We start from the raw sequence: 19,221 nt of genomic DNA, 5'->3' as shown, positions 1-19,221 counted from the left end.
AAGCTGTAACGTCGACTTTACAAAACCTATGTTATTACTTAAAGTTAACTCTAAGTCAAGCATAAAATATAATTAAGACTGGAGATAGATGATGAAAACATACTCCATAAGTGAAGTTGCAGAATATTTTAATATGACATCACATACCCTGCGTTACTATGACAAGGAGGGACTTTTGCCTTTTATAGAAAGAACCCACAGCGGGAAACGCGTTTTCAAAGAAACGGATATGGATGCTTTAAAAGTAATTGAATGCCTGAAGTCATCCGGGATGCCAATTAAGGAAATAAAACATTTCATTGAGTGGTGCTCTGAGGGGGACTCCACCTTGCAGCAGAGATATGATATGTTCCTGGAGCGGAAAGCTTCTGTAGAAGCACAGATGGAAGAATTGAAAAAAACGATGGAAGTCATAGACCATAAATGCTTCTACTACAAGACCGCCTTGGATAGCGGCACGGAAGATGTTCATAAAAAAAATAACATTAAGAGTGCATTTACTCATTAAAAATGGACCTTCAAATTACAGTAAAGGCGGGGCAGATTGGTCTGCCCCGCCTTTCTTAATTTGGACGCTTTTTTGCCAGCAGCTTCTCCGTAAAATTCACATCAAAAAAATGAATAATGGGTCCCAAACCAAGTGCGGACACTAGAGTACCTAAGCCTATAACGCCTCCTGCCAGGAAGCAAATCAAAGCACAAAGAGCATCCGTAAACATCCGGTGCCAAAAATAAGATATTTTCGGGACGTTATCCCTCATAATCAGGGACAGGCTGTCGTAAGGAGCGACTCCCACAGCCGATGTCTGATACAGGGATACCCCAAAACTGCATACCACCACGCCAATCGCTACGACGACCACCCGCTGCCATAACAGCTGAGGTTCGCCTAACAGAGATAGCCAAGTACTATGAAAGAACGTAGCGATATACCCCAAAAAGATTGCGTTTACAAAAGTCCCTGCTCCAATATACCTTCGTCCGGTGATGAATTCGATTACAAACAATACCAGGTTCAGCAAGATCAGAAAATTTGCATATGTTATACCCACGCACTCTGCAAGAGCCATCACCATGCCGCTAAAGGGATCATTCCCCATGCCGGACAGCTTAAAAATACTAATTCCCATGCCCAGAAATACATTGCCGATAACCATAATAATCAATCGTTTTTTATCCACGTTATAAAGATAACCCTTCATATTGCCCATCCTATTTTTCATATTAAAATTGCACCTTACAACAACCACGTCATTATATCATATATTCTATTGTTTGACGGTTATCTTTATTGATAGTATTCAATGATTTGGATAAGCAGATCGGTCAGGACTATATTGTTTTGATGGGAACTGAAAAAAACAAAAGCAACCCGTCCGCAGATAAGTCGCCTTTGTAAAACTTTAGTGTTAACGGATCTAACTTATGACTTTAAGCTCAGCGCTTAGCCTTTTAAAAATGATGATAAAGCTTCATAAGAGTATATTTCATTCCACCGGGTTCTATAAGTTAATTTCAGACTTCTCTACTTCATGCCATTGAAAAAGCATTAACACAGGAGGAATATAAATTGGCTGGCCCCAGCAATAAATCAAATCAGGTGTCAAATTCGCAAGCCATAGCTCCCCATTCTCATCTAGTTGCATTCTCCACTTTCCGCTGGCAACAACTTTTTCCTGCTCCATAAGGAAACGAGCCTCATCATATGAAACTTCAATTCCTTTATTGCGCTCTATGAAATCAAGGGCAGCTTGGTAATTACGTTCTTGCTCTTCTTCTTTTTCTGCAGTAAAAGCTGAATCGTATACCTCTGAGAAATCTAAGCCCTTAAGGTCATGGAGTTCCACTAGTTGTTTAAATGCGTCCGTTACAAAAAATTGAACGATAGCTGTTTCCTTTATTTTGAACAGTCTATAATCAACACTATCAATTACATTTGTGGTGTTAAGCAAAAACAACATCAAATCAGGATGAGCCAAGGGAAGTGTTTCGTCTTCTTCCGCAACAATTGGCTATCCGTAAATATCTCGAAAAATCATTGTACTTCCCCTTATTCTTGGTGTGCATGATTCTGGGTTCTCCTCCTTTTTTTCTCTGTATGATTGTACTGACAATAAGGTACCAAAAAATCTCCATTCAAAGAGAAAATCACGCCATTTATTCCATCGGCTGGTTCGCCAATTATTGATATTATCCCAACACTACCCAAGCAATCTGTCACTTCTCATTATTTTATTTGTGTTCAAAACTCCCCGTTCTTTGCCAATGATAAGAGTAGAAGAGTCTCCATTGCCAGCCATCTAGAGGCCGACTCTATCCACCCCTTCAGCAAATGGTTCAAACAAATGTCTGGCTATCCGCCAGGCAAGTTTCGCAGCCGCAGCAGGATGATTTAATATAGAAAACGGCGCTGCATCAGTGCAGCGCCGCTGTACCATTTTCAAGTTTGATCACAGCATCCAACCAACCTCCCTGTAGGCCCTCCAAAGCGCCTGAAAAGATTGCGACTGTGCCAGGTGTCATTTCGTACAACGTGTCTAGCAGCAGGAAACGAATCTCGATATCCATGCCATAGAGAGGCTCATCCAGCAGCAGAAACCATGGATCAGCAAGCATCGCCTGAGCAATCATAAGCCGTTGCTTGTTGCCGCCTGACAACCGCTGAATGGGCGTTTTCCACTCGGCAGTAAGCCCGAGCCGTTCACTTAGCTCACGAGATCGTTCCTCAATGGTTGCCCGTGGCATCAGCTTCATCTCACCCACATAACGCAAGTATGCCTCGACATTCATATTGTCATAGTACGCTGCCTGCTGTGGCTTGTAGCCCAGATAAGGCTTGAAAGCATTGCCTGACAACGTCACGCCATGAAGCTGATAGGTAATCAGGCCGCGTACAGGCTGGTATAGACCAGCTATCGCTTTGAGCAATGCTGTTTTTCCACTGCCATTGGCGCCCTCCAGACCATACCAGCCTGGCGGCAAAGCCAGATTCACATCCCCTAGCAGCAGGTGACCATTATCTGCAAGAAGTTCAACCGCGGTAAGTTTTAGCTCAGCTCCTCGCACCACTCTTCCCTCCTATCCATATTGCTTGTAATAATGCCGATGGCGCAGCAAAATACTTGTTATAACACCCAGCGCTATTGCCAGACTAACAGCAACAAGCTTGCTTGCAAGCCAGTGTTCGGACCCGTATTCGCTGAACAATTGAAATACGCCAAGCCTCTCGCCAGCGGAAAACTGGATGACGCCCACTGCGAGCACAACCGCGGTACCAGGCCATGTCCCGAAACGAAGCATTGCAGCCAGCGCTGCAAAAGCGCTCAGGCAGATCGGCAGTAATAGATCTGTGATCAGTAAAGTAGTGTTAGATCCGAATTCACCGCTGGTACCCGTCATAACGAGTATTCCATAAAACAACAGCGCTAGAAGGAGGTCATATAGCAGTATGGTTCCTATTCTGGCTACCATAAGCTGTACGGGTGTAACAGGAAAGGTCGCCTCAAGCTCACTCATTGGCTTATGCATGGATCGGAGTGAATAGGCCACACTGGCTACAGGAAGCAACAGAATCGTAAATAAAAATACATCCGGCTTGGCAGAGCTACTGAACCATTCACTTGCTACCAGCCCCTCAACGACTGCTCCTATGCCAATCATAAGCGCTGATGTAAGCCAAAACAGCCAATGCATCGTCCTTACCTGAGCTGCCATGCGTTGCATAAGCCTTACTGGTAAAGATATAGCGACAGTTGCTTGCCGCCCAGGCCTGTCATGTCTTGCCACTCGCTTGGAAGAGGGTACAGCAACCGCCCACTCAGGCTGTGTGGCATATGTGGCGGCAAGCGCCAGCAGAGATTCCGTCTGCTGGCCGCTGGGACCATCGACGGTATAGCGATCCAGTTGGCTGAATACGGCTCCGATCTGGTCATGCTCCCATCGATCCGCTGCTGCTTCACCCTTTTCCTCTAGTTGCCGCTGCTCTTGCAATTCCCTGTGCAGTTGACTGTCGCGACTAGCCTTATCGGCGCTACCGGCTCCGGATATGTAACTCATCCTGATCCTCCCCTTTCTGCAATGTATGGGCCAGTCGCCTGAACGCCCGATACAGCTTGGACTTGACCGTTCCAAGCGGCAGTTCCAGCAACTCGGCTATTTCATCCAGCTTGAGCTCCTCATAAAAACGCAAAATAACAATTTGCCGCTCCTCCTCAGGCAAAGCGCCAAGGGCAGCAATGACTGCTTCACGCTCATATTGCTTGTCTAAAAAAGACGCTACCGTATCCTTACCGCCATCTGCCGCATCATACACTCCGGTATCCTTAGCCGCTACTTCATAACGATAAGCTCCGGACTTCCATACATCACGGCACAGGTTCGTCGCAATTCGATAAATCCATGGTCGAAACCGTTCAGGCAACCGACCAGCTTGCAAAGCCGTGAATACTCTGACAAAACACTCTTGCACCAAATCTTCTGCGAGCTGACGCTTGCTGGTCAGTCGGTATAAATACGCATAGATGGTCTGATGATACCGATAGACGAACAACTCCAGCACGGCTGTATTCCCTTGCTTGTATTGCTCGAGCAGTTGCTCATCCGTAACAACAGCCCTGCTGTTCACTTGACTCTCTCCTTTCTCGCTCAGCACTATTGCCTGCACACGAGCCAACCTCTGCCTTTCCCCAATAGAAGCATACAGCAGAAAAGCAGTATTCCAGCTGCTGCAAATAATGCGATAGCGTTATGCGATTTATCTGTGAACCGGCTCACCGGCCAGACGGCTTGAAATAAATAGTACCGATTGAGCGGCATACTGGACATAAAATACTCCAGCAGCCACACCGTTGCCCCCACTCCTAGCCCGACAGCCATATTGCGCCCTAGCAGAGTGCCCAATGCCGCCAGACCGCCAAGGAACATATTCACACTGAGGCTATGTTTAATTATGTAAGCTAGTTGTGCCGTACTTAAAACGATCGCCCAGCGGTCAATTGCCCAGAGCAACGCTGCTTCATAGATAACTAGCATTAGCGCAGCGACCGCTCCTCGCTCGGCGAACACGAGTAATTGTGAATATGGATAGCTGAAATGATGGGCAAAAGTACCCTCACTGAAATCATCGGCGAACAAGGCAGCACTCAAGGCAATCGCAAGTAAAGGCAGCACAAATATAAAAGCCACTTTGACATGATAAAAACCAGGAGAGGGCATCATCATTGGCAGCATGAGGCAACCAGCTGCTATCAGCGCCGCAATAATAGCTATAGCTAGCAAGTAGCCGCCCCATAGGATGCGCCAAGCATATTTTGCACGGGACAAAAGAATGAGGGCAACCTTCATTGTCCTCCCTCCATTTTCCTTTGCAAATAGCCTCGCAGAAGCGCTTCCATTTGTTCATCACTGTCCTCGATTAGCTGCTCTGTGCCAATACTGTCATAGACAAGCTTGATGACATCGTAGACACTTTCAATACCGTACTGGCTGTATATGGTATTCATAAGGTCATAAACCTGATTCGGTGTACCGTTCAAAAAATAGCTGCTAACAGGTTCGAACAGTCGATCTGGCAGTTTCCCTCCGACCAGCTTGAGCTCGTTATAAGCCTGAAAAAAGTTATTCAGTGTATATTGGGCGTTTAAATTTAACATTCTCGCATTTCTAATCTCTCTACGTTTGGCACTGTAATCAAGCCAGTACTGCCCCGTTCTCAGTTGGATATTCCCATTTTTCCCTCGATCAATTTCCGCCCCAAAATAACTTGACACAGACACCTTAGACAAAAAGTGGACATCGCGAGCTTCCGGACCTCCAACTGATGCATCTACCATGCCAAGGGTGCTCATACTCACCATATTCAAACTATAATACGGATAATCGGCAAGTGCCATAGTAACCGTCTGGGGAAAACTCGTTGCAGCTTCTCCATCCAACTTTTTCAAAGTACGCGCCGCTTGGGCGTAATGCCTGGCTGCGAACTGTGCTGCTTCTTCGACAGAACGGGCAGGCAATTGACCAGATGCCAACAGACGCAACGTCTTGCCGTCTGCCGTCGCTTCTGCAAGTTGCAGATCGCCCCCAAATAATGTAAGTCCGCTTGCTTCATCCAGCTCCAGGCGCGTGATGGTCGCTCCCTTCTCTCCAGCCATCTTACTAGTAATGACAGAGGCGTTGGAGAACAGTTTCAAGCCACTTGGCCCTGTGATAGCAACTTCAAAGCCCGCCATAGGGCGCGGCAGTTGTGTGTCCAGAATATCTGTAGCGTGACGCCCCCATTCGTAGTGATCGGTAAGCAATTCCGATAGCCGGCTATTGCCGATAACAGGGTACCAGCCATAGAAAGCTGGCAGGAAAATCCTGTTATCGTCGACAACAGCGATCTGCTCCCATCTATCCCTGCTAGGAGCGACGGAATAATAATGCCGCCAATCATTTAGGGTACCTCTATATGTCATCTCGATCTCCAGATGCTCCCCTGGCATAACATCCGTTGCAGGCTTGATCCAAAGTACATCTGTAGCCTCTTCCCACTCATAGGCAGCAGCAGCACCGTTCACCTTCAGTTCCTGTACATCAAAGATATGTCGCAGCATGATTGGGAATCGCTCTAGTGTTGCCGCTTGTCCATTGCTTGCTTGCATCGTCGCCTGTATTTCTAACCCATGCCGCGGCAGTAATTCCAACTTCAGCTTGTAGCTGTTAATGTGTAGATCCTGGAACTTCATTCCGACAAGCAGATCTTTAATATGCGATACCGAGAGCGGATTGCTGGTATTCCCGTTTGTGTTAAGGGTGATCCGAGACATTTCCTCAATATCCGCCTCCGAATATTTACCCGCTGCAATTCCAGCAACGAGCAGTTGCTCCAATTCACGCTGTTGCGTGATATCATTGGCTGAAGTAAGACGTTCGCGATAGAAACGTTCATTGGCATCCGCAATATCTGCCCGTTCCTGCAGGTATCCGTACATCGCACTACCTGCCCATAACAATGCTGCACCTAGAATCAGCATCGTGGGATAGACAAGCCATGCCTTGACCCGTTCCCGCCTGCGTCTACATACTACAAGTAGAACAGTCATGACCATTCCTGCTGCTAAAGCTGCAACGATGCCGCGATGCAGCCAAAATGCCGGATCATATATAAATCCCCACATACGTGAGTAAGACTTACCAATATATTTAACTAGTGAATAATCGAACCAAATCTGCGTATGAGGGGGTAATGAAAAAGAAGGGCGATCGGTCTTAAAAAATTCCGGTAAAATAATTGCCAAGCTAAGCAACAGGACGAAGCTGATCAAGTAACTGTATCGCTTGCGGATAAGGATACCTACTAAGTAGGCAATTACAGTTGCAAATAACATCGGGATGGCAAAGGAAGCCAATACAGCAGAGGTATACCATTCACGCATTCCCCATGAGATGCCATCATTTACGACCAACCATACATAAGCCCCCATCGGCACGAGCGCAGCTGCTAACGGAAGGGTTACAGCACAGAGCAAGCGTGCAGCCTCCATTTCCCATGTTCGATACGGAAAGGTAGCCATCATGGTTGCTGTCTTCCATTCTTCATCCCGCCGTGCTATCGCTGTTGCCAGCAAAGGCAAAATAATGAGGGCTACAAGGCAATACACCTCAGAAATATCCATCACGTATACTGCACGATCCAATTTGGCATCGGCGTTCTGAAACATCAAATACAGGATGCCGACCACAGTTGCCAGCATTAGATACAAGCCTGGGCCACGCAGCAGTAGCTTGCACTCTGTTTTGTAATAGCGAATCAGGCTCATTGGCTATTCCCCGCTCTCATGACCCCGATATATCCGTCCTCAAGTCCTGCCTTTGCCTGGACTGCTCCAGGTAATGGGACAGAACTGGCAAGAACACGCGCCTCATAGCCGGCTCCTGAACGCTTTGCAGTCACGATGACTGCAGTTTCTTTGAGCTCTGCAAGCTTCTCATCACCCACTTGGACCGTCCACACTTGTCCCTGCACACGCTGGAGCAATTGTTCTTGCGTACCGTGAAATACGATGCGCCCTCCGCTCATAATCGCCATACTCTTACAGTTATTATCAATATCGGCGACGACATGTGTAGACAGTAGCACAGTACGATCTTTACCCAGCTCAGTCAGCATATCACGAAATCGCATGCGTTCTTCGGGATCAAGCCCTGCCGTAGGCTCGTCCACAATAATGAACTGCGGATCACCTAGCAGCGCCTGGGCAATACCGATGCGCTGCCGCATCCCGCCAGAATATTTGCCTATACGCACATGGCGCTTCTCCTCCAGATTGACTCGGCGCAACATTTCGGCTACTGCTTTCCTCCGGACTTTTCCATTTGTAATGCCCTTCATGGACGCGACATAATCGAGATATTCTGCGCCTGTCAACTTGCGATATACGCCAAACTCTTGTGGCAGGTAGCCAAGCAAGCCACGAATTTCACGTTCATCCCGCCCAAGCTTGCAATGTCCAATTTGTACATCCCCTGATGTTTTCGGTATTACTGTTGCCAATATTTGCATCAATGTTGATTTTCCCGCCCCATTGGGACCGAGTAAGCCGAACATACCCGTACCCAATGTCAGGTTAATTCCGTTCAGTACTTGTTTACTGCCATATTTTTTGCACAATTGCTGGATAACTACATGCATCATTACCTGCCTCCATTCGTACTTGGCCAACTACCGTGCGCACGAGTAGATTGTCGAACAGTATAACGACACTCCCTTCTAAAAGTTTAAAAAACAGGTGATTTTTTAAAATAATAGTATCCTTGCGCTGCCAATATGACATTTGTTCGATGTGTCTACTACGACAAAAAAACCTCCAACCCCGTATATGCGGCTTCGGAAGTTATTCATTAACCTGCATTTCGCAGTTACTCTAAGTACAGAATCCCAAAATCACAGCTTCTATGAAATTCTGGTTTGTTCGAATGAACTTTGCTCCATGTTCCAAAGTGCGGATAAACCGTTTCATCGCCGCACTTGTAAAAGTTTCCTCTTATCCTTTTTCCCGGCACTGCCCGAAAATCCGAAAAATAAGATTGTACCCATGCCCATGAGATCGAAAAGCTTAATTCCCAATACGCTTCCCCTTTATCATTAATCTGATCCGTGGTGGATAGGACTTGGAAAAGTGCTGGATTGATAGTGATTGGGAAGCGATCATACCGATCCGCCCCTATCTGCAAGAGAATTGCGCCATTCGCATTAAATTCGAAATTCATATAGCGCTGGTCCGAATCCGGAGAAGGCTGAAAAAAGAACTCGATGCAGCTATCCTTATACACAGGATCATTCATGTTTCTATATGTTCGTATTGGATTCTGTTCGTAAACCTTAAACTGAAGCTTCAGATCCTCCTAACTGTAATTTAATCTTGCTGTAACGACCGGGTTATATCCTTTAAGCCATTGATACTGTTTAATGATCTGGAAATCTTCTGTAACTGAAACATCCGTCTGATTTATCAGGCGGGAAATCACTAAGGTTTCTAATTTTCTTTCCATGGTTCATTCCCTTCGGTTGGAAATCCCACTAGGCTAACACAGCAAAACAACCCTATTAATTAACTTGATTATTTAGACCCGCGACTTACCGGTTTTCCAATACGCAGTCTCGATCCCCGAAATTTCGCACGGCCGTCTGCCGTTACCTGTATTGGCGGATGATGGAACTGCACACTCTATATCCCCTCGGGCGCATCCCCCACTTCCCGATCGATGGTCAGATCCCCCCGTATCCGTTCTCCTGCAATGCGTCGAAATCTACCTTCACCTCGCCGAATGGAACCTCCCGGAATATGGCTCCGGAGCTTACTAGCCCTGCAATCCGTTGATGATCCAGCGGGTGGTACCCGACGGCACCGTATACATCCCTCAGTTCGACTGACTGATGTCGGCTGCCGTACTTTACATGGGTGTGGACAATTTATTCCTCAGCAGGTGTACACCATGCACCGGTTCATCCCCTGTTACCATCACCATGTTGGTCAACCCTTATTTCGCGCAAGGTAACGTAATTCCTTCATGTATCGCCCGGTCGGCTAAGAGAGCGATCTCCATCGCCCGGCAGGCTTCCTCCATTGCCGGTATAGGGGGCAAGTTGTTCTCCAGCATGGACAGGAAATAGTCCAGCTGGGCACCCGTAGGCTTTACGGAGAAGTCCATATTGATCTGCCGGACCGCTCCTTTCTGGTAGTCTTCGACCTCGATCAGATTCCCCAGATGCTGATCCTCTCGCGGTCGTTCGTTCTTGTATATGATGCGAATCCGGCCTGCCGGTCCGATAAATTCCTTCCGGTTATCAGTCGGAAGCCCCTTGCCCCACCCTGTCTCAAAGTAGCCGATGGAGCCGTCCGACAGACGGAGGGTCATGAGTCCGTAATTGTAAGTATACGGCGGGACTTCTTCGTAGAGACGCTGCCCGATCCCATTGACGCTTACTACGTCCGCCCCTGTAGCCCAACGCATCACATCGATATAATGGACGCCGCAATCCACGATCGGCGAGACGTCCCGGAGCAGGGATAAGTGGGAAGCCCAATTTTTGGAGGGCTTCAATTGGGATAGCCGGATGACCAAAGGGAAGCCGATGGCGCCCTCCCGGATCATCTTCATAACCGCCTGGTACGTAGTGTTATGGCGAAGGATGTGACCGATCAGCACCTTGGTTTTAGCTCCACGGGCCAGCTTCATGAATTCCTGTGTTTCCCGTGCATTGCCCGCCATCGGCTTCTCGCATAGGATATGCTTCCCTGCAGCGAGACAATCTTTTGCGATCCCCAGATGGGAGGACGGGTACGTGGCGATAATGACCAGATCCACATCATCACGCTCTATCAAGACCCGGTAATCCGTGCTCCAACACTCAGCTCCGTATTGGCTTGCCACTAAGGAGGCCCTGTCCCGGTTCCAATCCGCCACGCCGATCAACCGGACCCGCACCTGTCGTGATATCGCGTCCAAGTGGAGAGAGCCCATATAACCGCAGCCTATCACGACCGCCCCGTACCTTTTCATGATGCATCCATCCTATCCTTCTCACTCGCAGAGGTTATTTTATGTTGATCCAAGCTCCTTGTTGGGAGAAACCGAAGTCTCCTTACAACGTCTAGTCTTCTTGGGCATTGATGATTTACCATTCTTCATGCATATACTTCTCTTACATTTGTACAATACCGGACTACTACAGAATAACCTGCATCTTGTTATGATACCTTGTCACCTTTATTATATAAGAATGATGGATATTTTTATTTAGCAAAGAAAGTTACTTTTTGCACGATTCCGTTATTCCTTCTAATTCTATGTAGGGGAGGGGCTCGGTTCATAGGTTCTTTCTTCTATCGCTTGCCGCAAGGTCTGCCATTTTTGTACGATGTATGCGGAACTTCAACCCTATAGATTGCCAATGCTGGGCGCACATAAAAAAGCAACTCCCTTTTTGCAAGTCGCTTTTAAAACACTCTATAGTGAATCTTAAGTTATTATCTAATATCCTCACCGCTTCGCCTTATAAAACTCATGATACAGCTTCAGAGCCAAGGATATCGATAAGTGTAATTTCATTACCTTCCTTGTCTGTCCCAATCGGATCGTGCAGAGATACGTCTTTACGTGTTTTCTTGAGCGAACGCAGGTGCAACAGGATTTCGTTTTCAATACAACGAGCAGCAAATGTGGCTAGTTGGTTCCTTTGTTCGGACGATAGCTCTCGATGGCTTTAATCAAGCCAATGGTTCCGATGGAGATTAAGTCCTTCATGTCTTCTCCGGCATTATCGAATTTTTGAGGTTGTGGACACGATACGATGTCAAAATCCACTTTCTTGATAGAAAAGCGTTGATAGAAGTATGAAGGTTTTACCGGATGGATGGCTCTTTTTTTTGTTATTCATTGTCCTTTTTTTAATAGTCACTTCGTTTTCTTAAATTTTCACTTGATATCAACAACTTAACAGTTGAAAGACATGATATTTAACATAGTTTGAGCATGTTTACAGTCACATCCGGGAAAGAATTAGCTGTGTTACGATATATCTTATTACTCTAGAGGAGTATTAATAATGTCAACAACTTGCAAAAGAGGTGTGTAATTGAAACTTCCAACAATACAATTCGGACATATTAAATCGAGAGTTCCTGTTATTCAAGGTGGAATGGGTGTAGGCATATCCTTAAGTGGACTAGCCGCTGCTGTAGCTAATGCAGGCGGGATCGGCACCATCTCTGGTACAGGGATCCCTCCTGATGAGCTGAGAATGCATATTCGCAAAACAAGAAAACTCTCTAAAGGAAATGGTTACATCGGTGTGAATGTACTATTCGCAGTGAAGGACTTTGCCGAAAAAATGAAGATTGCTTTGGAGGAGAAGGTTGACTTTATTATTTCCGGAGCCGGAATTTCCAGAGATATTTATGCTTGGGGTAAAGAATATGGCACTCCTGTCGTAACTATTGTTTCATCCGCCAAATTAGCCCGAATTTCCGAAAGACTTGGTGCCTCCGCAGTCGTTGTGGAAGGGTTCGAAGCTGGAGGCCATTTAGGTACAGACAGATCCATGTTTGATATCCTTCCTGAAGTCTTAGAGGCCGTTTCAATTCCTGTTATTGCTGCGGGTGGAATTTTAACAGGGGATGATATCGCAAAAGCCCTTCGGATCGGCGCATCTGGTGTTCAAATGGGTACCCGTTTTGTGGCTAGCCTTGAGTGTGATGCTCCCTTAGCCTTCAAGCAAAAGTATGTAGATGCTCAGCAAGGAGATACTGTCCTAATCAAGTCTACTGTGGGTCTAGAAGGTAGAGCGATTCGGAATGATTTTACGGACCGGATCAGTGATGATGCCAAATTAAAGATAGTCAAATGCTATAATTGTCTAAAGGTTTGTTCACATCGCTTCTGTACAATGGAATCCCTGCTCACTTCCCTTAGAGGAGATGTTAAGAACGGATTGGTTTTTGCTGGGTCCAGAGTTCATGAGATTAAAGAGATTTTGTCCGTACAGCAGATTATCGACAATTTAATGGATGAGTATCAAGGGGCATTGAACCCGACAACTTAAGGTTGTTATAAGATTCAAAAGCACGATTAACCACTTAAGCAAGCTTGGGATTTCCGAGCATAAGTGGTTTTTTTTATTTCGCTTGATACTCAAATTTAGTTATATTTAATAAGCTTTTGTGTTGTATTAACCAAAGATTTCCGTACCTTTCTTTTTAATTGCAACAACAGCTAAATATCTTCACAGCCAAAATGCAATATGCCCAATCGCAAAAGATGACTGGATATATGTACTCTTCAGAGCACCACTTAACAATTTTCCCTCCCCCTTTCTCATGTATTTTTATGAGTTGGTTTAATACAAAAATTCGCTGAACTATATCTTCTCTAAAAAATTTAAATATGGTCCTTGAAGCTTTCTATGTATGCCGGTTAACGGATACTACCTTGTGATTATGAGTTTACCGCTCAGCCTTATAAAACTCCTGATAAAGCTTCATGAGCGCCCTCTTCTCTATCCTCGAAACATAACTCCGCGAGATCCCCAACTCCTTAGCAATCTCCCGCTGTGTCCTCTCTTCTCCACCTGTATCCAGCCCAAACCTACCCACCACAACTTCTTTCTCCCGGTCATCCAGAATATCTAGGTTGCGATATATTTTACTCTTCTCGATCTTCAGATCGACTTCTTTAATGACATCATCAGCTTCGGAGCCAAGAATATCGATAAGTGTAATTTCATTACCTTCTTTGTCCGTCCCAATTGGATCATGCAGAGATACATCTTTACGTATTTTCTTCAAGGATCTTAGGTGGATCAGGATTTCGTTTTCAATACAACGTGCTGCAAATGTGGCTAGCTTTGTTCCTTTGTTTGGACGATAGCTCTCAATAGCTTTAATCATTCCGATGTTGCCAATGGAGATCAGATCCTCCATGTCCTCCCCAGTGTTATCGAATTTCTTGAGGTTATGGGCACGATGTGATGTCAAAAAATAAACCAATTACGATCGATTCTGATTCGAATTGGTTTCCTTTTGCATATTATATTTAATTTGTAGTTTCCGATTGATTTCTTGTGTACATCCTGGTAATCCATTTAAATAACACTTTACTTGATCAATCAACTCTAAGTAAGATATCAGATTATTCATACTTGTTAAATTGCGTCTAACAATATCCTCGGTTTCAATATGATAGCTAACGTTTTTCACACGTAGAGCAATACATTCAATATTTAGCCGAACATCTGCTAGTCCCATATAAAACACAATAATTTCAAAGCCTTGTTCCTTTGCATCCTCATCTGCCTTATAACGTTATCACCCGCTAAAATGGTTTCCACAATGAAATCCCACTTATTCCAGATACACTACCTGGCTATTCTTATGGCTTCTTTCCCAGCAGATACTTTACTCTTTTCAGGATGCCCATTAGTGATCTTGCGGCTATGCATCTGGAATCATCAGTGATTCTGCTTTATGCCATGCTCCGATATAGAATCTTCCACTTTCATGAAATGAAAAACATAATATTCTCCGTTAATTTTTAGCTGTTCCTCTTCTTTTTGATTTCGTCAAATTCACATAAAGATAAGTGAAATTCAAGGTTTTTGGTGATGCAGCCAGATGATGATACTCAATATCCAATGGATTCCCCAAAAACTATCATAAATTGTAATCTATTTAACACAATAGTTTACATATACATTACATAAAATAATTTAAAAGAGCCTTTTTTTCCTTTTTACAAACTCAAAATATATTAAATTCATTATATTCATTGACTAGAACAAATACTAGTGTTATATTTCCTAACATTAAATAATAAAATACATACAGGAAAAGGAGATTACGCACATGAATAAGTTCAAACGTCTACGTGAAACTAAAAGAGAGCATTCTGGTTCCTCCCGATCTGAATATTCACCAGCAAAAAAAAATTGGAGTAAAAAGCAATTTATAGCTACTTCAATTGTGTTATCTGTTATTGCTACGAGTGTAATTCCGTTCCAAACAGCTGACGCTTTAACTAGAGTTACTTCAGAAAGTGGCACAGTATGGGAGATTCACGATGTTTTTGCTCCTAGCTTAGACACAGGAAGTTTACGTACAGTTGGTGCTACACAAGTACAAGGTTTCGGCAATATCTTTGTTAAAGTGTCCTCGCCTTCAGCTCCGCTGATGAATGGTCAAATGATGCGTGGGTTTGACTTGAAATATGACGGCGTTAATAAGTTTACTTCGGCTCAATCTGTAAATCTAGGAAATGTAACAGTAACACGTGAGGTGTATGTGGATACTATTCATAATCGAACGAGATTCTTTGATACTTTCACTAATAAAAATGATGTGGCAATAAAAGTTGATGTATCATTCGGTGGCTCTTTAGGATATGGTACAACAACAAATGCTTCAGTAGTTAAGGCAACCTATTCAGGCGATCTAAAGGTAACTACAGATGATTCATGGATTGTTGTAGATAGTAGCGCCAAAAACAATAAGCCGCTAGGCGTTGCAGTGGGATCTCCAAAGCCGTTTGATAATGGATTAACCGGTCTAGGTAATCAGCAACAGGATCCCTTCACAATACCCTTAGCTGAGTATGGAAATGAAGCGAATTTCTATGGGTTCATTAATTCACTAAATATTGGGCCGGGCGAATCGAAATCCCTAGTAAATTATGTACAAGTTGGAGAAGCTGGTGAAGAAGGGTTGAAAAATCTGGTTGCTATGCTAGATGGACTTAATAGTCTGCTGGATGTAACAGGATTAACAAACGCACAAATTCGGTCAATTAGCAACTGGGATATATCTGCTATAGAGGGACTTGATACTGGAGATCATCTGGTTATACCAAATGCTCCTGCACCTAAAGAATTAGTAACTTCATCGCCGTATGATGTTAAGAATAAATCCATTGCAGAAATGCAGCAGGATATGATTACTGGCAAAACTACTTCTGTACAAATTACTCAAGCCTATTTAGATAGAATCAAGGTATACGATGAGGGACAATTGGGATTCCATGCATTCCTGCATGTATCTGAAACTGCGCTTAACCAAGCAAAAGCTGCTGACGATGCCCGTGCACAAGGTGTAAAAGGTGATTTATTGGGTATTCCAATTGCGATAAAAGATATTTATGATACAAAGGATATGCCTACTACCGGTGGCAGTAAAGCTCTTGAAGGCTGGCAGCCTGATTCTGATGCATTCCAAGTGAAAAAACTGCGGGAAGCTGGAGCTGTAATTATTGGTAAAGTAAATACTTCTGAGTTTGCTAACAGCGGAAGCTTTAGTGAAAGCGGTTGGCAGCAAACATGGAATGCACTCTATCCATCGAAAACATCTTTTGGCTCAAGCGGCGGGTCTGCAGTATCTGTTGCAGCTGATTTTGCAGCAGCAGCAATGGGATCGCAAACAGGGGTATCTCTCTATGCACCAACTACAGGCGCTAGCTTAAAAAGCTTCCGGGGTACAGACGGTATGGCAAGTACTACAGGTGTACTGCCACTCACTTGGGGACAAGATTATGCAGGTCCCATTGCTAAAACAGTAACTGACCTAGCCATTATATTGAATGCTACAACGGGTACGGACCCACAGGATATTTTCACAGTCACTGCTGATGCAGATCATAAGCGTCCAGTGGATTGGAAGGAATCTCTGGATGTTAATGCATTGAAAGGAAAGAAAATTGGATACATTCCTGCATCCTTTGTATCTGCATATGCTGATGATGATACTGGACAGGCAGTGATGGATAAGTTCTCAGAGCTTCAAGCAGCGGGTGCGACTATGGTTGAAATGTCAGCTGTACCATCAGGCCCTAGTCGTCCTTCAGGTATTAATGGATCTACTGAAGGTTGGGCACGTTATATTGAGTTGCATAAGGACTTCCCTTATATTGATGGAGCAAGTGTACTAGCTTCAGATAAAGTGCTTATCTATAATCAAAGAGGATATAGTACCCCAACTCGTATGACTGAACAGGCTGTACAAGATTACATTAAGTATAGAACTGACTATAAGGATGTTATTAAAAGCTGGATGGACGCGAATGGCGTTGATGCTGTTGTTTATGCAGGTTTTATTAGTGACGTATATAACAATGACGCAGCAGCTTCTCAATTAAGTTCAGACCGTAACACAGGCGTATTAACCTCTACTATGGGTCTACCTACGGTAGTTGTTCCTGTAGGAACGAATGACAGCGGATATTCTATCTCTATGCAACTGGTTGGTAGAGCATGGGACGATGCAAAAGTTTTAGGCATGAGCTACGCTCTTGAGCAACAAAGTCAAGCTAGACTACTTACAACATTTGCTCCAGCACTTCAATACGTTTCAAACTCTACTAATCCTGATCCAAACACAGATAATGGACCAACCCATCCAAATACCGGAGGAGGTACAGTGACACCTCCAGCAATAACAACGCCTATAGAAACACCGGCACCTGCAGAAACAATAACACCAGCAGATAAACCGAAAGTTGTTAGTTTTGTAGATACAATGAATCATTGGGCAAAAACAAGCATTGACGCACTAATTGCTAAGGGATTATTGACGGGGTATTCCGATGGAACATTCCGTCCAAATTCAGGTTTGACTCGTGCGGAAGCCATCAAGGTAATTGCAACGCACATGAAACTTGAAGGACAAGAAAGTAACTTTATAGATGTATCTCCAACTCATTGGGCGAATAAGTTTATTGGTGCAGCTGCCGGATCAGGCTTGATGAACGGATATAGTGACGGAAGCTTCCGTCCAGATGAGAAGATTAGCCGTGGTGAATTAGCGGCACTAATCACTCGAGCTTTTAAGCTAACAGGTACTGGAAACACATCATTCAAAGATGTTACAAGAAATGCATGGTATTATGATTCCATTGATGCACTCGCATCCAATAATATTATTACAGGATACGCAGACAGTACATTTAAGCCTGAAAAAGATATTACTAGAGCAGAGTTTGCAACAATTGTTTCCAGATTACTAGAGACTACTAATTAAAAGAAATTCAATTAAAAATGACAGAGTACTCGAGTAACCACGTTTACAGGAAAGGCCATCCCGAAAGGGATGGCCTTATAACTTGCCGTTACAGATAGTGCGATGAACCGTACCATAAGTAGGGCTAACCCTATCCACACAAAAAACGACTCATCCGTAGACAAGTCGCTTTTCAAGTTTTATTATTAATAGATTATTACTGTGTAATTGTCATCAGTCTCACCGCTTCGCCTTATAAAACTCATGATACAGCTTCATCAGCGCCCTTTTCTCTATCCTCGAAACATAACTCCGCGAGATCCCCAGCTCCTTAGCAATCTCTCTCTGCGTCCTCTCTTCCCCACCTGTATCCAATCCAAACCGTCCCACGACAACTTCCTTTTCTCGGTCATCCAATATATCGAGATTTCGATAAATCTTGCTCTTCTCGATCTTCAGATCGACTTCTTTAATGACATCATCAGCTTCTGAGCCAAGGATATCGATGAGAGTAATTTCATTACCTTCCTTGTCTGTCCCAATTGGATCGTGCAGAGATACATCTTTACGAGTCTTCTTCAAGGATCTTAGGTGCATCAGAATTTCGTTTTCAATACAACGTGCTGCAAATGTGGCTAGTTTGGTTCCTTTGTTTGGACGATAACTCTCAATAGCTTTAATCAGGCCGATGGTGCCGATGGAGATCAGATCCTCCATGTCTTCTCCGGTGTTATCGAATTTCTTGAGGTTGTGGACACGATACGATGTCATTTCCAAATGACGCTTACATCCAAAATACATGGTACGCTGCATTGACGATTATTAATTCCCTCTAGATTAATTAATAAATTTCTTAGTGAAATAAATTTCCTATCCCTCTAAATTGTGATACCAAATAATCAATATCACTTTGAAAATCACCTTTTTGTAGAATTTGATTTATGTAATCATTTTTTATTTTCGTACCATCAACAGCTCGGTGTAATAATTCATTCTGAATGATTGCTTCTTTATAAGAATTTTCAGTACACTCTCTAATGTCTACATCAGTAATATTAGAGCTTAAAAAATCGTCATAATATTCCACAATCACCTCCACGCCTAATGCTGAAACAATTAAATTATTAGCCATCTCAGTAGATAACAATATATCCGAGATTTCATCATAAAAAAGCCTAGTAAGTTCATCAAGCGTATCACA

Annotated in this window: 17 protein-coding genes and 1 pseudogene; 3 read left to right on the top strand and 15 right to left on the bottom strand. The window is 44.1% G+C overall.

The features are described 5' to 3' along the window. Positions 1-91 precede the first annotated feature (91 nt). Complete coding sequence (locus MHH46_RS07240) at positions 92-508, top strand: MerR family transcriptional regulator (protein ID WP_076193540.1); 417 nt, start codon at positions 92-94, stop codon at positions 506-508. A 55-nt stretch (positions 509-563) separates the two neighbouring features. Here MHH46_RS07240 and MHH46_RS07235 read toward each other — a convergent pair whose 3' ends face one another. The 12 genes and pseudogenes from MHH46_RS07235 to MHH46_RS07180 all read right to left on the bottom strand — a co-directional run. Then, complete coding sequence (locus MHH46_RS07235) at positions 564-1,223, bottom strand: YitT family protein (protein ID WP_248547753.1); 660 nt, start codon at positions 1,221-1,223, stop codon at positions 564-566. A 279-nt stretch (positions 1,224-1,502) separates the two neighbouring features. Continuing rightward, positions 1,503-1,979: a hypothetical protein gene (locus tag MHH46_RS07230; protein ID WP_076141168.1), complete on the bottom strand. Its 477-nt coding sequence runs from the start codon at positions 1,977-1,979 to the stop codon at positions 1,503-1,505. Between the two features lie 436 nt (positions 1,980-2,415). Further along, entirely contained in the window at positions 2,416-3,066 is a 651-nt protein-coding gene (locus tag MHH46_RS07225) for an ATP-binding cassette domain-containing protein (RefSeq protein ID WP_076125354.1), read from the bottom strand. 12 nt (positions 3,067-3,078) lie between these two features. Further along, a complete protein-coding gene (locus tag MHH46_RS07220; protein WP_076193543.1) occupies positions 3,079-4,056 on the bottom strand; it encodes a hypothetical protein in 978 nt (325 codons plus the stop codon). Beyond that, entirely contained in the window at positions 4,031-4,624 is a 594-nt protein-coding gene (locus tag MHH46_RS07215; protein ID WP_076125358.1) for an RNA polymerase sigma factor, read from the bottom strand. Before MHH46_RS07215 ends, MHH46_RS07220 begins: the two co-directional genes overlap by 26 nt. 26 nt (positions 4,625-4,650) lie before the next feature. After that, entirely contained in the window at positions 4,651-5,343 is a 693-nt protein-coding gene (locus tag MHH46_RS07210; protein WP_076193545.1) for a hypothetical protein, read from the bottom strand. Further along, the gene (locus tag MHH46_RS07205) at positions 5,340-7,799 is read right to left on the bottom strand and encodes a hypothetical protein (protein WP_076125362.1); all 2,460 of its coding nucleotides are present in this window, start codon (positions 7,797-7,799) and stop codon (positions 5,340-5,342) included. Before MHH46_RS07205 ends, MHH46_RS07210 begins: the two co-directional genes overlap by 4 nt. Next, entirely contained in the window at positions 7,796-8,674 is an 879-nt protein-coding gene (locus MHH46_RS07200) for an ABC transporter ATP-binding protein (RefSeq protein WP_256717228.1), read from the bottom strand. The genes MHH46_RS07205 and MHH46_RS07200 overlap by 4 nt, the downstream gene beginning before the upstream one ends. 224 nt (positions 8,675-8,898) lie before the next feature. Further along, the gene (locus tag MHH46_RS07195) at positions 8,899-9,378 is read right to left on the bottom strand and encodes a carbohydrate-binding family 9-like protein (RefSeq protein WP_081387905.1); all 480 of its coding nucleotides are present in this window, start codon (positions 9,376-9,378) and stop codon (positions 8,899-8,901) included. A 642-nt stretch (positions 9,379-10,020) separates the two neighbouring features. Further along, a complete protein-coding gene (locus tag MHH46_RS07190) occupies positions 10,021-10,968 on the bottom strand; it encodes a Gfo/Idh/MocA family protein (RefSeq protein ID WP_256719255.1) in 948 nt (315 codons plus the stop codon). Then, entirely contained in the window at positions 10,892-11,050 is a 159-nt protein-coding gene (locus tag MHH46_RS07185; protein WP_248547758.1) for a hypothetical protein, read from the bottom strand. Before MHH46_RS07185 ends, MHH46_RS07190 begins: the two co-directional genes overlap by 77 nt. A gap of 504 nt (positions 11,051-11,554) precedes the next feature. Continuing rightward, positions 11,555-11,814, bottom strand: a pseudogene (locus MHH46_RS07180) (sigma factor); the annotation flags it as partial. 304 nt (positions 11,815-12,118) lie between these two features. Here MHH46_RS07180 and MHH46_RS07175 point away from each other — a divergent pair. Beyond that, complete coding sequence (locus MHH46_RS07175; protein ID WP_076193549.1) at positions 12,119-13,084, top strand: nitronate monooxygenase family protein; 966 nt, start codon at positions 12,119-12,121, stop codon at positions 13,082-13,084. Positions 13,085-13,484: 400 nt separating this feature from the next. Here MHH46_RS07175 and sigK (MHH46_RS07170) read toward each other — a convergent pair whose 3' ends face one another. Next, entirely contained in the window at positions 13,485-14,027 is a 543-nt protein-coding gene (sigK, locus tag MHH46_RS07170; RefSeq protein WP_076193552.1) for an RNA polymerase sporulation sigma factor SigK, read from the bottom strand. Between the two features lie 855 nt (positions 14,028-14,882). Between sigK (MHH46_RS07170) and MHH46_RS07165 the strand changes: the two genes are divergently transcribed. Then, entirely contained in the window at positions 14,883-18,041 is a 3,159-nt protein-coding gene (locus MHH46_RS07165) for an amidase family protein (RefSeq protein WP_081387906.1), read from the top strand. Positions 18,042-18,260: 219 nt separating this feature from the next. Here MHH46_RS07165 and sigK (MHH46_RS07160) read toward each other — a convergent pair whose 3' ends face one another. Beyond that, on the bottom strand, positions 18,261-18,833 hold the full coding sequence (gene sigK, locus MHH46_RS07160) for an RNA polymerase sporulation sigma factor SigK (protein WP_405132581.1): 573 nt from the start codon (positions 18,831-18,833) through the stop codon (positions 18,261-18,263). Between the two features lie 40 nt (positions 18,834-18,873). Then, positions 18,874-19,152: a hypothetical protein gene (locus MHH46_RS07155; protein WP_139330139.1), complete on the bottom strand. Its 279-nt coding sequence runs from the start codon at positions 19,150-19,152 to the stop codon at positions 18,874-18,876. Positions 19,153-19,221: the final 69 nt, after the last annotated feature.

Source organism: Paenibacillus sp. FSL H8-0175, from assembly GCF_045040615.1.
Taxonomy (GTDB): domain Bacteria; phylum Bacillota; class Bacilli; order Paenibacillales; family Paenibacillaceae; genus Paenibacillus_AQ; species Paenibacillus_AQ odorifer.
This window is presented reverse-complemented; position numbering and strand designations above follow the sequence as displayed.